This is a genomic window from Pseudomonas sp. S2_H10 (genome assembly GCF_054668285.1).
In genome coordinates this window covers 5,734,402-5,751,065 of sequence record NZ_CP162754.1, presented here as the reverse complement: position 1 = coordinate 5,751,065, position 16,664 = coordinate 5,734,402, and the positions used below count along the sequence as shown (strand labels likewise).

Annotated in this window: 11 protein-coding genes; 6 read left to right on the top strand and 5 right to left on the bottom strand. The window is 61.5% G+C overall.

Going from position 1 to position 16,664, the window contains the following annotated elements; translation table 11 throughout:
- Positions 1 to 2: 2 nt before the first annotated feature.
- Positions 3 to 662, bottom strand: a complete 660-nt coding sequence (locus AB4O16_RS25945; protein ID WP_460156158.1) for a GntR family transcriptional regulator — start codon at positions 660 to 662, stop codon at positions 3 to 5.
- 266 nt (positions 663 to 928) lie between these two features.
- Here AB4O16_RS25945 and xdhA point away from each other — a divergent pair, with 266 nt between their 5' ends.
- The 4 genes from xdhA (at position 929) to guaD (ending at position 7,101) form a co-directional block, all read left to right on the top strand.
- Entirely contained in the window at positions 929 to 2,398 is a 1,470-nt protein-coding gene (gene xdhA, locus AB4O16_RS25940) for a xanthine dehydrogenase small subunit (protein ID WP_460156157.1), read from the top strand.
- Complete coding sequence (xdhB, locus tag AB4O16_RS25935; protein WP_160388787.1) at positions 2,391 to 4,790, top strand: xanthine dehydrogenase molybdopterin binding subunit; 2,400 nt, start codon at positions 2,391 to 2,393, stop codon at positions 4,788 to 4,790. Before xdhA ends, xdhB begins: the two co-directional genes overlap by 8 nt.
- Before the next feature lie 141 nt (positions 4,791 to 4,931).
- Positions 4,932 to 5,789 (top strand): xanthine dehydrogenase accessory protein XdhC, encoded by an 858-nt coding sequence (xdhC, locus tag AB4O16_RS25930; protein WP_460156156.1) that lies wholly within the window; start codon positions 4,932 to 4,934, stop codon positions 5,787 to 5,789.
- Positions 5,790 to 5,802: 13 nt separating this feature from the next.
- Positions 5,803 to 7,101, top strand: coding sequence for a guanine deaminase (gene guaD / locus AB4O16_RS25925; RefSeq protein ID WP_460158086.1), 1,299 nt, complete (start codon positions 5,803 to 5,805; stop codon positions 7,099 to 7,101).
- A gap of 177 nt (positions 7,102 to 7,278) precedes the next feature.
- Here guaD and AB4O16_RS25920 read toward each other — a convergent pair whose 3' ends face one another.
- Positions 7,279 to 8,043: a GntR family transcriptional regulator gene (locus AB4O16_RS25920; protein WP_150715740.1), complete on the bottom strand. Its 765-nt coding sequence runs from the start codon at positions 8,041 to 8,043 to the stop codon at positions 7,279 to 7,281.
- Positions 8,044 to 8,266: 223 nt separating this feature from the next.
- On the opposite strand from AB4O16_RS25920, the gene AB4O16_RS25915 reads away from it, so the two are divergent.
- Positions 8,267 to 9,460, top strand: a complete 1,194-nt coding sequence (locus tag AB4O16_RS25915) for a benzoate/H(+) symporter BenE family transporter (protein WP_460156155.1) — start codon at positions 8,267 to 8,269, stop codon at positions 9,458 to 9,460.
- 36 nt (positions 9,461 to 9,496) lie between these two features.
- Here the strand turns inward: AB4O16_RS25915 and AB4O16_RS25910 are convergent, their stop codons facing one another.
- Positions 9,497 to 9,841, bottom strand: coding sequence for a YggL family protein (locus AB4O16_RS25910; protein WP_007971486.1), 345 nt, complete (start codon positions 9,839 to 9,841; stop codon positions 9,497 to 9,499).
- A 234-nt stretch (positions 9,842 to 10,075) separates the two neighbouring features.
- Here AB4O16_RS25910 and dacB point away from each other — a divergent pair, with 234 nt between their 5' ends.
- Positions 10,076 to 11,536, top strand: coding sequence for a D-alanyl-D-alanine carboxypeptidase/D-alanyl-D-alanine endopeptidase (gene dacB / locus AB4O16_RS25905; protein ID WP_460156154.1), 1,461 nt, complete (start codon positions 10,076 to 10,078; stop codon positions 11,534 to 11,536).
- Positions 11,537 to 11,687: 151 nt separating this feature from the next.
- On the opposite strand, the gene AB4O16_RS25900 is transcribed toward dacB, so the two are convergent.
- The gene (locus AB4O16_RS25900) at positions 11,688 to 14,087 is read right to left on the bottom strand and encodes a sensor domain-containing diguanylate cyclase (RefSeq protein ID WP_460156153.1); all 2,400 of its coding nucleotides are present in this window, start codon (positions 14,085 to 14,087) and stop codon (positions 11,688 to 11,690) included.
- A 209-nt stretch (positions 14,088 to 14,296) separates the two neighbouring features.
- A complete protein-coding gene (rlmKL, locus tag AB4O16_RS25895) occupies positions 14,297 to 16,567 on the bottom strand; it encodes a bifunctional 23S rRNA (guanine(2069)-N(7))-methyltransferase RlmK/23S rRNA (guanine(2445)-N(2))-methyltransferase RlmL (protein WP_160388781.1) in 2,271 nt (756 codons plus the stop codon).
- Positions 16,568 to 16,664 lie beyond the last annotated feature (97 nt).

Sequence of the window (16,664 nt, the reverse complement as noted above, 5' to 3'; positions counted from 1 at the left end):
GCTCAGGCGTCCGTCAGAGCGGAGATCACCAGATCGCAACTGCGCTGGCCGTAAGCGGTCAGCACTTCGCGGATCTGCGCAAAATCACGGGCGATCACCGCTGCGAGCAAGCGTTCGAACAGTTCCAGGTACTCGCTCATCGAAGCCTTGCGCTGGTCCAGGGCAAGGAAATAGGCACGACTCATGGCCGGCTGCAGGTTCTCGACGGTTTCCTGCAGGTACGGATTGTTGGCGAACCCATAGGTGGCGCGCATCACGCTGAAACTGTCGTCGACGAAGGTATGGATGTCCTGACGCTCGTAGCTGGCGGTCAGGCGCTGCTGGATCTGCACGAACGGCGCCAGGTCGGCCTGGACTTGCCAGCCGCTGGCCACCGCGTTGGCCAGCAGGATGTACATCTCGCCCATCAGCGTGCACAGGCTCTGCACCTTGTGCGGGGTGAGCTCGGTGACGTGGGCGCCACGTCGCGGCAGGATCGCGATCAGGTGCCGACGCTCGAGGATCAGCAAGGCCTCGCGGACCGAACCACGGCTGACATTGAGGGCCAGCGTGACCTTCTGTTCCTGGATGCGCTCCCCGGGCTTCATTTCGCCGCGAATGATGCGTTCGGCGAGGTGGTGAGCGATTTGCTCGGCGAGGCTGTCCGGCGCCTTGAACGTCATGGTTGTCCTTCAAACTCTTCGATCTGTACAAGCGGCGCAGTGTAGCGCAATTGCCGGGTCATGGCGGAGTGCCCGTCCGGAGGTTTTTGGCACGATTCAAGCAAAAAAGCAGGCAATCGAACCAGCGACAATAATCAAGGAACAGGTAGTTGATCGATAAAACACATTTTCCTGACCTTTAAGTCAGAAAATCATTGACCGAAAAGTCAGACCTGCTAAATTCGGTCCCATCGGTTAACAACAATAATGAGTCTGCGAGGCCTTCCGTGATCCAGTTTTTACTAAACCAGGAACTCCGTAGCGAGCACGCCCTGGACCCGAACCTGACCGTGCTCAATTATCTGCGCGACCATGTCGGCAAACCCGGTACCAAAGAAGGCTGCGCCAGCGGTGACTGCGGCGCCTGCACCGTGGTGGTCGGCGAATTGCAGACCGATGATGACGGCCGCGAACACATTCGCTATCGCAGCCTCAACTCGTGCCTGACCTTTGTCTCGTCCCTGCACGGCAAACAACTGATCAGCGTTGAAGACCTCAAGCACAAGGGTGAACTGCACAGCGTGCAGAAAGCCATGGTCGAGTGCCACGGTTCGCAATGCGGCTTCTGCACCCCCGGTTTCGTGATGTCGCTGTTTGCCCTGCAAAAGAACAGCGATGCACCGGATCATGCCAAGGCCCATGAAGCACTGGCCGGCAACCTCTGCCGCTGCACCGGCTACCGGCCGATCCTGGAAGCCGCCGAGCAGTCCTGCTGCGGCAAAAAACCGGATCAGTTCGACGCCCGCGAAGCCGAGACGATCGCGCGCCTCAAAGCCATTGCCCCGACCGATATCGGCGAACTCAACAGCGGCGACAAACGCTGCCTGGTGCCGCTGACCGTAGCCGACCTGGCCGACCTCTACGACGCTTATCCACAGGCCCGCCTGCTGGCCGGCGGTACCGACCTGGCGCTGGAAGTGACGCAGTTCCACCGCACCTTGCCGGTGATGATCTACGTCGGCAACGTCGCCGAGATGAAACGCATCGACCGTTTTGACGATCGCCTGGAAATCGGCGCCGCCACGTCCCTCTCCGACTGCTACGAGGCCTTGAACGCCGAGTACCCGGATTTCGGTGAACTGCTGCACCGCTTCGCCTCCTTGCAGATTCGCAACCAGGGCACCCTGGGCGGCAACATCGGCAACGCCTCGCCGATCGGTGACTCGCCGCCCCTGCTGATCGCCCTCGGCGCACAAATCGTCCTGTGCAAAGGCGAAACCCGCCGCACCCTGGCCCTGGAAGACTACTTCATCGATTACCGCGTGACCGCGCGTCAGGAAAGCGAGTTCATCGAGAAGATCATCGTGCCCCGCGCCAGCGCTGAAAAACTGTTCCGCGCCTACAAGGTCTCCAAGCGTCTGGACGACGACATTTCGGCAGTTTGTGCCGCCTTCAACATTCGCCTGGAAAACGGCGTGGTCGCTGAAGCCCGCGTCGCCTTCGGCGGCATGGCCGCCATCCCGAAACGCGCCGCCGCCTGCGAAGCCGCGCTGCTCGGCTCCCGTTTTGACTCTTTATCCCAAGGGCAGGCCACCGTTGAACGCGCCTGCGCCGCCCTGGCCGAAGATTTCACGCCGCTCTCGGACTTCCGCGCCAGCAAGGAATACCGCCTGCTCAGCGCGCAGAACCTGCTGCGCAAATACTTCATCGAACTGCAAACACCGCACATCGAGACTCGGGTGACCGCTTATGTCTAATCATCACGCCGTAGAGAAGACCCAAGCCGAATTGGCTGAACTGTTCGCCAAGGACCTGACCACCGGTGTCGGCCGCAGCGTCAAACACGACAGCGCCGCCAAGCATGTGGCCGGTGAAGCGCAGTACATCGACGATCGCCTGGAGTTTCCGAACCAGTTGCACGTTTATGCGCGCATGTCGGACCGTGCCCACGCCCGGATCATCAGCATCGACACCGCGCCCTGCTACGCCTTCGAAGGCGTGCGCATCGCCATCACCCACGAAGACGTACCGGGCCTGAAAGACATCGGTCCGTTGCTGCCGGGCGATCCGCTGCTGGCCATCGATACCGTGCAATTCGTCGGTCAACCGGTGCTCGCCGTGGCGGCGAAAGACCTGGAAACCGCGCGCAAGGCGGCCATGGCCGCAATCATCGAATACGAAGACCTCGAGCCGGTGCTGGACGTGGTCGAAGCCCTGCGCAAACGCCACTTCGTACTGGACAGCCATACCCATAAACGTGGGGATTCGGTCACGGCGCTGGCCACTGCCGAGCATCGCATCCAGGGCACACTGCACATCGGCGGCCAGGAACACTTCTACCTGGAAACCCAGATTTCTTCGGTGATGCCGACCGAAGATGGCGGCATGATCGTCTACTGCTCCACGCAGAACCCCACCGAAGTGCAGAAACTGGTGGCCGAAGTGCTGGACGTGTCGATGAACAAGATCGTCGTCGACATGCGCCGCATGGGCGGTGGTTTCGGTGGTAAAGAAACCCAGGCCGCCAGCCCGGCGTGCCTGTGCGCGGTGATCGCGCACCTCACCGGCCAGCCGACCAAGATGCGTCTGCCGCGCGTCGAAGACATGCTGATGACCGGCAAGCGTCACCCGTTCTACGTCGAGTATGACGTCGGCTTCGACAGCACCGGGCGCCTGCACGGCATCAACCTGGAACTGGCCGGCAACTGCGGCTGCTCGCCTGACCTGTCGGCGTCGATCGTCGACCGCGCGATGTTCCACTCGGACAACTCTTACTACCTGGGCGACGCGACCATCAACGGTCACCGTTGCAAGACCAACACCGCGTCGAACACCGCCTACCGTGGTTTCGGCGGCCCGCAAGGCATGGTCGCCATCGAAGAAGTGATGGACGCCATCTCTCGCCATCTGGCCCTGGATCCGCTGGCGGTGCGCAAGGCCAACTACTACGGCAAGACCGAGCGCAACGTCACCCACTACTACCAGACCGTCGAGCACAACATGCTCGAAGAGATGACCGCCGAACTGGAAGAAAGCAGCCAGTACGCCGAACGCCGCGAAGCGATCCGTCGCTACAACGCCAACAGCCCGATCCTGAAAAAAGGCCTGGCGCTGACCCCGGTGAAATTCGGTATTTCCTTCACCGCCAGCTTCCTCAACCAGGCCGGTGCCCTGGTGCACGTCTACACCGACGGCAGCATCCACCTCAACCACGGCGGCACCGAAATGGGCCAGGGCCTGAACACCAAGGTCGCGCAGGTGGTGGCTGAAGTGTTCCAGGTGGAAATGGACCGCGTACAGATCACCGCGACCAACACCGACAAAGTGCCGAACACCTCGCCGACCGCGGCTTCCAGCGGTGCCGACCTGAACGGTAAAGCTGCACAGAACGCCGCCGAAACCATCAAGCAACGCCTGGTGGAATTCGCGGCTCGCCAGTACAAGGTCAGCGAAGAAGACGTGGAATTCCACAACGGCCACGTGCGCGTACGCGATCACATCCTGACCTTCGAAGCGCTGATCCAGCAGGCGTACTTCGCCCAGGTGTCGCTGTCGAGCACCGGCTTCTACAAGACTCCGAAAATCTACTATGACCGCAGCCAGGCTCGTGGCCGTCCGTTCTACTACTTCGCCTTTGGCGCGGCGTGCTGTGAAGTGCTGGTCGACACCCTGACCGGCGAATACAAGATGCTGCGCACCGACATCCTCCACGACGTCGGCGCCTCGCTGAACCCGGCCATCGACATCGGTCAGGTCGAGGGCGGTTTCATCCAGGGCATGGGCTGGCTGACCATGGAAGAGCTGGTGTGGAACAACAAGGGCAAGCTGATGACCAACGGCCCGGCCAGCTACAAGATCCCGGCCGTGGCGGACATGCCGCTGGACCTGCGGGTGAAGCTGGTGGAAAACCGCAAGAACCCGGAAGACACGGTGTTCCATTCCAAGGCCGTGGGCGAGCCGCCGTTCATGCTCGGCATCGCCTCGTGGTGTGCGATCAAGGACGCCGTGGCGAGCTTGGGCGACTACAAACATCAACCGAAAATCGATGCGCCGGCGACCCCGGAGCGGGTGTTGTGGGGCTGTGAGCAGATGCGCCAGCTGAAGGCGGCAAAGGCTGTCGAGGCCGAGACCGAGTTAGCTTCGCTCTAGACCGAGGTGCGGCCATCGCTGGCAAGCCAGCTCCCACAGTGTCTTGTGGTGTCCACAGAATTTGGATTCAACTCAAATCCTGTGGGAGCTGGCTTGCCAGCGATGAGGCCCGAACTGACAACAGAGATGTTGAGGTGAAACATGTACAACTGGATCGACGCCCTCGCCGACCTGCAAAACCGCGGTGAGCCCTGCGTGCTCGTCACCATCATCGAAGAGCTCGGCTCGACGCCGCGCAACGCCGGCTCGAAGATGGTCATCAGCGCGAACCAGGCCTTCGACACCATCGGTGGCGGGCACCTGGAATACAAGGCCATGAAGATCGCCCGCGAAATGCTCGCCAGCGGCAAGCAGGACACCCATCTGGAGCGCTTCAGCCTCGGCGCCAGCCTCGGCCAATGCTGCGGTGGCGCCACTGTTCTGTTGTTCGAACCGATGGGCCAGGTGCAGGCGCAGATTGCCGTGTTCGGCGCCGGCCACGTCGGCCGCGCCCTGGTGCCATTGCTGGCGAGCCTGCCTTGCCGGGTACGCTGGATCGATTCGCGGGAAGATGAATTTCCCGAGCAGATCCCCCATGGCGTACGCAAGATCGTCAGCGAAGAACCTGTGGATGAAATCGACGATCTGCCCGCCGGCAGCTACTGCATCGTCATGACCCACAACCACCAGCTCGACCTTGAACTGACCGCTGCGATCCTCAAGCGCAACGACTTCGCCTACTTCGGCCTGATCGGTTCGAAGACCAAACGCGTGAAGTTCGAACACCGCCTGCGCGATCGCGGTTTCGACACCGGCGTCGTGCAACGCATGCGCTGCCCGATGGGCATCGGCGAAGTCAAAGGCAAGTTGCCCGTGGAAATCGCCATCTCCATCGCCGGCGAAATCATCGCCACCTACAACGCCAATTTCGGCCAGCAAACGTCCAGCGCCGAACCGATTGCCAAACTGCTGCCCGCGTCACGCCGCAGCCAAACCGCAAACTTGAAAGCCTCGAATTGAGAATCTCATGCCTTTGACTCGCAACGCTTACCGCGCCGCCATCCTGCACAGCATCGCCGACCCTGCCAAAGTTGGCATCGAAGCCTCCTACGAGTATTTCGAAGACGGCTTGCTGGTTGTGGATAACGGCCAGATCAGTGCCCTGGGCCACGCCAGCGAACTGCTGCCGACCCTGCCGGCCGACATCGGGATCACCCATTATCAGGATGCACTGATCACCCCGGGCTTCATCGACACCCACATCCATTTGCCGCAAACCGGCATGGTCGGCGCCTACGGCGAGCAACTGCTGGACTGGCTCAACACCTACACCTTCCCGTGTGAAAGCCAGTTCGCCGACAAGACCCACGCGGACGAAGTCGCCGACATTTTCATCAAGGAACTGCTGCGCAACGGCACCACCACTGCGCTGGTATTCGGCAGCGTGCACCCGCAATCGGTGAACTCGTTCTTCGAAGCCGCCGAGCAGCTCGACCTGCGCATGATCGCCGGCAAGGTGATGATGGACCGCAATGCCCCGGACTACCTGACCGACACCGCCGAATCCAGCTACGTCGACAGCAAGGCACTGATCGAGCGCTGGCACGGCAAGGGTCGCCTGCACTATGCAGTGACGCCACGCTTCGCACCGACCAGCACCCCGGAACAGCTCACCCTGGCCGGCCAGTTGCTGAGCGAATACCCGGATCTGTACATGCAGACCCACATCAGCGAAAACCTCAAGGAAATCGAGTGGGTCAAGGAGCTGTTCCCGGAGCGCAAGGGCTACCTGGACGTCTACGACCACTACCAGTTGCTCGGCGAGCGCTCGGTGTTCGCCCACGGCGTGCACCTGTGCGATGACGAATGCGCGCGACTGGCAGAAACCGGTTCGGCCATCTCGTTCTGCCCGACCTCGAACTTCTTCCTCGGCAGCGGCCTGTTCAACCTGCCGATGGCCGAGAAGCACAACCTCAACGTCGGTATCGGCACCGATGTCGGCGGCGGCACCAGTTTCTCGCTGCTGCAAACCCTCAACGAAGCCTACAAGGTCATGCAACTGCAAGGTGCGCGCCTGAGCCCGTTCAAGTCGCTGTACCTGGCCACCCTCGGCGGCGCCCGCGCGCTGCGCCTGGAAGACAAGATCGGCACCCTGCAACCGGGCACCGATGCGGACTTCCTGGTGCTGGACTACAACGCCACGCCGCTGCTGAGCTATCGCCTGAAGCAGGCCAACAACATCGCCGAAACGTTGTTCGTGTTGATGACCCTGGGGGATGACCGGACTGTTCAGCAGACCTATGCGGCGGGCAACCTGGTGCATCAGCGCTAAGGTTTTCCGGGCATAAAAAATCCCCCGCACTCTACAGTCCGGGGGATTTTTACTACCTGTTCGATTGCTATCGCTGGCAAGCCAGCTCCCACAGTGATTTGTGGGGTTCACAAGATTTGCGCTCCACCGCAAATCCTGTGGGATCGGGCTTGCCCGCGATAGGGGCGACCCGGTCTATCAGATTTTCGCCGGCGAGCGCCCTGGCTTCTTGGTCTGCAACAAATGCGAGAACACCGCATGCAGGTCATCCGAAGCACTTTCCTCATCGAGGTTGAGCTTGCTGTCGATGTGATCCATGTGGTGCATCATCAGGTTCACCGCCAGCTCGCCGTCGCGTTTCTCGATGGCGTCGATCAACTGGGTGTGCTCATCGTAGGAACAGTGGGAGCGGTTGCCGCTTTCGTACTGGGCGATGATCAGCGAAGTCTGGGACACCAGGCTGCGCTGGAAGCTGATCAACGGGGCGTTTTTCGCCGCTTCGGCCAGTTTCAGATGGAATTCGCCCGACAGGCGGATGCCGGCACCACGGTCGCCACGGGAGAAGCTGTCGCGCTCGTCGTTGACCATCTGGCGCAATTCGGCAATCTGCTCGGCGGTCGCGTGCTGAACCGCCAGTTCAGTGATCGCTCGCTCCACCAGGCGGCGGGCCATGAACACCTGGCGGGCTTCTTCGACGCTCGGGCTGGCGACCACGGCGCCGCGATTCGGACGCAGCAATACCACACCTTCATGGGCCAGGCGCGACAGGGCGCGGCGAATGATGGTGCGGCTGACCCCGAAAATTTCCCCCAGCGCTTCTTCGCTCAACTTGGTGCCGGGCGCCAGACGCTGTTCGAGGATGGCCTCGAAGATATGCGCGTAGACAATATCGTCCTGGGTACCGCTGCGGCCGGCTTTGCCTGCTCGCGGTTGTTTCTTTAGGGGTTGCAACTGTTCGTTCATGGGCACTCGAGTCGGAAGAACTGCGGCGAATTGACCGTGACTGTAATACGGCACAGTGGGTCGCTGGCAAGTATCGCGTAAAAAACACTGCGATTGTACACAATGCTTAGTGGCAACACGACTGTACGGCTGAATGTTGCCCCGGCTGTATCGCAACGTCCGGTTACTTTTGAGTTTAGGCTTAAACCCGAATTCCGCGATTTGCACAAGGAACACTACCGTCATGAACGACGCCACGCACACGCAGCTCCGCCCGCTGGCCGACACCTCGCCCTCGGCCATCGTCGCCGGTTTCATCGCCATGATGACCGGTTACACCAGCTCCCTGGTGCTGATGTTTCAGGCCGGACAAGCGGCGGGCCTGAGCAGCGGGCAGATTTCTTCGTGGATCTGGGCGATTTCCATCGGCATGGCGGTGTGCTCCATCGGCCTGTCCCTGCGCTATCGCACGCCGATCACCATTGCCTGGTCGACCCCCGGCGCAGCGCTGCTGATCACCAGCCTGGGCGGCGTGAGCTACGGCGAAGCCATTGGCGCTTACATCACCTGCGCGGTGCTGGTGACGATTTGCGGGCTGACCGGCAGCTTCGAACGGCTGGTGAAAAAAATCCCGGCCTCCTTGGCCGCCGCCCTGTTGGCGGGGATCCTGTTCAAGATCGGCAGCGAGATTTTCGTCGCTGCGCAACACCGCACCGCCCTGGTGCTGGGGATGTTCGTCACCTATTTGCTGGTCAAGCGCCTGTCGCCGCGTTATGCGGTGTTGGCGGCATTGCTGATCGGCACGGCATTGTCAGGTTTCATGGGCCTGCTGGACTTCAGCGGTTTCCACCTGGAAGTGGCCACGCCGGTCTGGACCACGCCGCATTTCTCCCTGGCAGCGACCATCAGCATCGGCATCCCGCTGTTTGTCGTCGCCATGACCTCACAGAACATGCCCGGCATCGCCGTATTGCGCGCCGATGGCTACACGGTGCCCGCCTCGCCGCTGATCACCACCACCGGCATCGCCAGCTTGCTGCTGGCACCGTTCGGCTCTCACGGCATCAACCTGGCGGCGATCAGCGCAGCGATCTGCACCGGACCGCACGCCCATGAGGATCGCAACAAGCGCTACACCGCAGCCGTCTGGTGCGGGATTTTCTACGGGATCGCCGGGGTGTTCGGCGCGACGCTCGCGGCATTGTTTGCCGCGCTGCCCAAGGAACTGGTGCTGTCGATCGCCGCACTGGCACTGTTCGGCTCGATCATCAACGGCCTGAGCATTGCCATGAGTGAAGTGAAGGAGCGTGAAGCGGCGCTGATCACCTTCATGGTCACGGCATCGGGGCTGACGCTGTTTTCCATCGGTTCGGCGTTCTGGGGGATTGTCGCGGGGGTGGTGACGCTGCTGATCCTGAACGGTGGGAAAAACGCATAAAAAAACGGCGACCCTTGGGTCGCCGTTTTTTCAACATCAAGCTACCGGATTGATCGGCTTTTCCGGGTACCAGACGTCCAGCAACGGGCTGACTTCAACGCTGGTCAGCTCGGTGCGGCCTTTGAGCCAGGCTTCAACGGCAGCGCGCTGTTCAGCGCTGACCGAGCCACGCTTCTGCAGGCAAACCAGACCGTAGTCATCGCCGCCAACATAACCCAGACCGTTGGCTTCCATGGCTTCTTTGAGGAACGCGTCGAGGAAAGCATCAATGGCTTCATCAGCCAAATCTTCTTTGAAATCCAGGTTCAGTTCGAAACCCAGCTCTTGAAATTCATCGACGCACAGTTTTTTGCGCAGACGCTGGGAACGGTTAGTCGCCATTGGAACAATCCTCTTAAGTAATAACGGGCGGCACTTTAGCAGTTTAAGCCGCCAATTGCCTGACTCTCTGGGCCACTACCCCTACCGTCGGTAAAAAAATAGCCGATCAGACCGCCGACGCACGGCACAAGCTGCAACACCTTGGGGCATAATGCCGACACTTTCATGACCATTGAGGGAATTTATCTTCATGCCCTCATCTTTTTTCCCCTCGACTGTAGGGTTTTATTTCTGATGATCAAATCTTTGCGTCCATTGCTGTTGGCCGGTTTTCTCCTCCCCCTGGCCCTCCCCGTTTGCGCAGCTCCCATCAACACGGCGTTGACACCCAACGTTGAAAAAGCCCTGAAAGCCAGCAAGTTGCAGGACAACGCCCTGTCGCTGGTGATGATCCCGCTGACCGGCCCCGGCACCCCGACGGTGTTCAACGCCGACGTGTCGGTCAACCCGGCGTCGACCATGAAGCTGATCACCACCTACGCGGCCCTGGAAATGCTCGGCCCGAACCACCAGTGGAAAACCGAGTTCTACACCGACGGCACCTTGAGTGGCGGCATCCTCAACGGCAACCTCTACCTCAAGGGTGGCGGCGATCCGAAGCTGAACATGGAAAAACTCTGGCTGCTGATGCGTGACCTGCGTGCCAACGGCGTGACCCAGGTCACCGGCGACCTGGTGCTGGACAAGACCTTCTTCGTGCAACCGCAACTGCCGGAATTCAATGACGACGGCAACGACGAGAACAAGCCGTTCCTGGTCAAACCCGATTCGCTGCTGGTCAACCTCAAGGCACTGCGCTTCGTCGCGCGCAATGACTCGGGCAAGGTGCTGGTCTCGTTGGAGCCGCCGATTGCGAGCATCCGCATCGACAACCAGGTCAAGGCCCTCAATTCCAAGCAATGCACCGGTGGCGTGCGCTACAACCCGGTGGCCCAGGCCGATGGCACCGTGACCGTGACGGTCGGCGGTCAACTCGGTGAAGGCTGCAGCTCGCAGACCTACCTCTCGCTGCTCGACCACGCGACCTACACCGCCGGCGCGGTCCGCGCGATCTGGAAGGAACTGGGTGGCAGCATCCAGGGCAAGGATGTGCTGGCGCCAACACCGAAAGACGCCAAGGTCCTGGCCCGGGCGTTCTCGCCGGACCTGGCGGAAATCATCCGCGACATCAACAAGTACAGTAACAACACCATGGCCCAGCAGCTGTTCCTGAGCCTCGGCCAACGCTTCCGCACCGATGCCGACGGCGACGACGCCAAGGCCGCCCAGCGTGTCGTGCGTCAGTGGCTGGCGAAAAAAGGCATCACCGCGCCGCACCTGTTGATGGAGAACGGCTCCGGCCTGTCTCGCGCCGAGCGTGTCAGCGCCCGGGAAATGGCCTCGATGCTCGAAGCGGCGTGGCACAGCCCGTATGCCGCCGAATACATCAGCTCGATGCCGATTGCCGGCACCGACGGCACCATGCGCAAGCGCCTGAAGACCACGGCGATGCGCGGTGAAGCCCACGTCAAGACCGGCACCCTGAACACCGTGCGGGCGATTGCCGGTTTCAGTCGCGACATCAACGGCAACACCTGGGCGGTGGTGGCGATCCTCAACGACAAGGCCCCGTTCGGCGCCTCGTCGGTGCTCGATCAGGTGCTGCTGGACCTGTACCGCCAACCGAAAATGCCGCAGACGGCTTCGGTGTTGTAAAGCACAGCACGGTCCCTTGTAGGAGCGAGCTTGCTCGCGATGGATTCCAGAGCGCCGCGTACATTCAGTATGTCCGCGTTATCGTTATCGACCATCGTCGGAACGCCGCCCGGAGCAAGCTCGCTCCTACAGGGTCTGCGTACAACCCGGGTTAGCTCATCTCCTCCTCAACCCGATCCCTTCCCGCCTGCTTCGCCGCATACACGCCCGAATCCGCGCGCAACAGCAAGGCATCGGCCCCCTCCCCGACCCGCCAACTGGCAATGCCGAAACTGGCGGTGACCGTACCGACACCCTCAATGGGTGAACTGCGCAAGCCTTGCCACAACTGCTGGGCCAACACAAAGGCATGCTCGCCGCTGATATCCGGGCACAGCACCATGAACTCCTCACCGCCCAGGCGGCAGAACACATCGGTGCGACGCAACCGGTGGCCGATCCGTTCGCACACGGCCTGCAACACCCGGTCACCGATGGCGTGGCCATGCAGGTCATTGATCCGCTTGAAGTGGTCGATATCGAGCATGATCACCGACAGATCCCCGCCGCCACGCTCCACCCGGGCCATTTCGGTGGTCAGGCGTTCCTGGAAATAGCGGCGGTTGTGGATCCCGGTCAGCGAATCGGTAACCGACAACGCGCGCAACTCTTCTTCCACCCGCTTCATATCGGAAATGTCCGAGATATAGCCGTGCCACAGCACACCGCCACCGGGCAACTCCTCCGGCGTGGCTTCGCCGCGAACCCAACGCAAGCCACGTTGCGGCAGTTGCACGCGGTACTCCTCGCGCCAGGGGCTGAGGGTTTCGGCCGAGGCGCGGATCGAGGCGCGGACACGGGTGGTGTCCTGAGGGTGAATGCGGGTGAAGATCGACTCGGCATTGAGCAACAGCACGTCGGGCTCCAGCTCGTAGATCTCGCGAATGCCGTCGCTGGCGTAAATCACACTGAAGCGCCCGTCGAACTCCATCTTGAACTGATAGATGCCACCGGGCACATGGGCGCTGAGTTTCTTCAGCAGCAGGTCCCGCGCCGCAAGCGCTTCGTGGACCCGTTTGCGCTCGGTGATGTCTATGCACACCGCCAGGTGCCCGACCCACAGGCCCTGCTCATCGAGCACCGGTGTGGCGAGCATGTTGACCATCAAGTGGCTGCCATCGCCGCGCACCAGTGTCCACTCCCGCGTCTCGTGACCGCCGCCCACTTCGCCTTCGACCAGCATCGCCTGGCAGGTCGGCACCGGCTTGCCATAACGTGCGCTCAACTCTGCCGAGCGAGCGACCAGTTCGCGCGGCAGATGCAGGTTTTCCAGGGTCATGTGACCCACCACTTCGGCACTGCCATAGCCGAGCATCTGCTCGGCACCGGCGTTGAAGGTGCTGATGACGCCGCGCAGGTCGGTGGCAATGATCGCAACCTGGGTGGCGGCATTCAGCACGCCACGCAGCTGACCGTGAGTGCCGCGCAACTCCTGCTCCCGATCGCGCAACTCCTGGGTGCGTTGCTCGACCAGTTTCAACGCGCGCTGGCGCTGACTGACCAGCACATACAGCAAGGCACTGAGCAGCACGCTGAGCAGACCACCCAACACCACCAGGCTGGTCACGGAAGAGTGGTTGGCTTGCAGGAACGCATCGCTGGGCTGGATATCGACTTGATAGTCATGATCGGCCATGCGCAACAGGCGCGTGGCCGACAACTCGCTGACAGCCGGCGGGTTGGGCGACTCGAAGAGCACTTCGTGCTGGTCGTCGGTCGACAGATCGAGGATGCGCACCGAGAGATAGTCACGGCTCGCTTCCGGCAGCCCGTCCGCGAGCAACTGGCGCATGCTGATCACGGCCATCACATAACCGTAGGGCTTGGTGGCGTTGTGGTCCTTTCTGTTGCGTGGTGTGACGGGGGCGACCAGCAGTACGCCTCGCGCATAAGCCGGCTCGATACTCACCAGATGCATCGGTTGCGACACCGCCATGCGGCCATGCTGATGGGCCCGTTCGAGCGTGGCACGCCGCAGCGGCTGGGCCAGCAAGTCGTAACCGAGGGGAGAACCGAGTTTGCTTTGGGTCTGGCTGTAGAGCACCGCCACGTACTCGTCGCGCTCGCCCGCCAGCTTCAGTTCGCCATCGGCATCGAGTTCGCGCAGGGTGAAGTCACTCAAGCCTTCGTCACGGGCACGGCGTTCGAACGCCGCCCGCTGCTCACCGCTGACCCGTTGCGCATAGGAATAGGCTTGGGTTCGCAGCAGCAAAGGCTGGGTATAACCGTCGAATTCCGCCCGGGACACCGAGTCGGAGTTGGCGAAAAAACGGCGCAGGCCATCGAGGCGCTGCTCCTGATCTTCGAAACGCTCTTCGATACGGCTATAACGCTCACTGGCCAGCAGTTGAAAGCGTTGCCGCAATTGATGGTGAAACAGATTCAGCGTCGACCATGCCAGCAAACCGGTGAGCACCCCGCCGACCAGCAATACCAGCAGCGCGACCAGCCAGGCCGAGACATCTTCGCTGATAAAACCCAGGATCTTTGGGCGCACGGCGTGCAACGACATAGAACGCAACTCAAAACGCCAGGTGCGGGAAAGCCCTTTGGCCGTGAGTTGAGTTATAGCTATTTGCCACTAATTTGACCAGCGTTGATCACCTGTAGGAGCGAGCCTGCTCGCGATGGTCGATAACGATAACGCGTGCTTTCTGGATACACGCGGCGCTTTCGGGTTCATCGCGAGCAAGCTCGCTCCTACAAGGGTTCACTCAGTTTTCAACGGGCCGTGATTTTCCAGGCGCGATGGATCTTGGCGTTGCGGCTGAAATCCTGATCGATGGTCTGCGCGGTGATTTCCTCGACCGCATAACGCTCGCCGAGATTGGCTTCCAGTTCGAACTTGCGGAAGTTGTTGGAGAAGTACAACACGCCACCCGGCGCCAGACGCGCCATCGCCAGGTCAATCAGTTGCACCTGGTCGCGCTGCACGTCGAACACGCCTTCCATGCGCTTGGAGTTGGAGAACGTCGGCGGGTCGATGAAGATCAGGTCGTACTCGTCACGACTGGCTTCGAGCCACGCCATCACATCGCCCTGCTCCAGGCGGTTCTTGTCGGAGAAGCCGTTCAGCGACAGGTTGCGACGCGCCCAGTCCAGGTAGGTTTTCGACAGGTCGACACTGGTGGTGCTGCGCGCGCCGCCCTTGGCCGCGTGCACACTGGCCGTTGCGGTGTAGCAGAACAGATTGAGGAAGCGCTTGCCGGCCGCCTCTTTCTGGATACGCATGCGCATTGGCCGATGGTCGAGGAACAGACCGGTATCGAGGTAGTCGGTGAGGTTCACCAGCAGCTTCACGCCACCTTCATTGACCTCGACGAACTTGCCCTGCGCCGCCTGGCGCTCGTACTGCTTGGTGCCGCTCTGACGCTCGCGGCGCTTGACCACCACGCGGCTCTTGTCGATGTTCAACGCCTGCGGAATTGCAGCAAGGGCGTCGAACATGCGTGCCGAGGCTTTTTCCGGGTCGATGGATTTCGGCGCGGCGTATTCCTGGACGTGGACCCAATCGTGATACAGGTCGATGGCCATGGAGTATTCCGGCATGTCGGCATCGTAAACCCGATAGCAGTCGATGCCTTCACGCTTGACCCACTTGCCCAAGGCCTTGAGGTTCTTTTGCAGGCGGTTGGCGAACATCTGCCCGCCTTCGCTCAGGCGCGGCTGCTCGACCACCGGAGCCGGTGCCGGCGTCGGTTTGATCGGGTTGCCGTTTTTGTTAAACTTGCGTTCCTGCGGCTCGTCCGGCGTCTGATCGTAGGCCGCTTGTTCACGCTCGACCTGACGCTGTTCCGGGGTACGACGCTCGCCGGTGACGAACTGGTCCGGCAGCACCTTGATCAGCAACAGCTTGCACGGCAAGGCGCCGTTCCAGAACGAATACTGTTTGTGGCTGCGGATGCCCATGCGCTTGCCCAGGTCCGGCGCGCCGGTGAACACCGCCGCTTCCCAGTTCAGGCAGGCCTGACGCAGGCGTTCGCCGAGGTTCTGGTAGAGATAGAGCAGGCTCGCCTCGTCGCCCAGACGCTCGCCGTACGGAGGGTTGCAGATGACCAGGCCTTTCTGGTTCTGGTCCGGACGCGGCTCGAACGTCGCGACTTCACCCTGATAGATCTTGATCCATTCGCTCAGGCCGGCACGCTCGACGTTGTTGCGGCCCGGTTGAATCAGGCGCGGGTCGGCTTCGTAACCGCGAATCCACAGCGGTGGCTTGGCCAGGCCGGCAGCGGCGCGCTCGGACGCTTCTTCGTGAAGTTTTTTCCACAACGCCGGGACGTGGCCGAGCCAGGCGGTGAAGCCCCACTGCTCGCGACGCAGGTTCGGCGCCATATCGGCGGCGATCATCGCTGCTTCTACGAGGAATGTACCCACACCGCACATCGGGTCGGCCAGTGCGCCGCCTTCGGCCGCGATGCGCGGCCAGCCGGAACGGATCAGGATGGCCGCCGCGAGGTTTTCCTTCAGCGGCGCCGCACCTTGCTGCAGGCGATAGCCGCGCTGGTGCAGGCTGTGACCGGACAGGTCGAGGGACAGAATGGCTTCGCCGCGGTCCAGGCGCAGGTGAATGCGCAGGTCCGGGTTGAGCTTGTCGATGGACGGACGGTCGCCTTGCGGAGTACGCAGCTTGTCGACGATGGCGTCCTTGACCTTCAGCGCACCGAAGTGAGTGTTGTCGATGCCCGAGCCATGCCCGCTGAATTCGACGGCCAGGGTGCCGTCATTGAGCATGTGGTCTTGCCACTCGATGTCCAGCACGCCGTGGTACAGGTCTTCGGCGTCCTTCATCGGGAAACGCTTGAGCACCAGCAGCACGCGGTTGGCCAGGCGCGACCACAGGCACAGGCGATAAGCGGTTTCCATGGTGGCCATGCCGCGCACGGCAGAGGTGTGCTCCCGCGCTTCCTCAAGGCCAAGCCCGACGGCTTCCTCGATGAGCAGGCCTTCAAGGCCTTTTGGGCAAGTGAGGAAGAGTTCGAAACGATCGGACATGGGAATTCCAGAACCTTTGGCTGAGTGACCGGGCAACGCATTGCCGGTCCGGTTTTCAATCAGGCGCTTTTCTCGAAGAGCGCCCGCGTGGCACGAA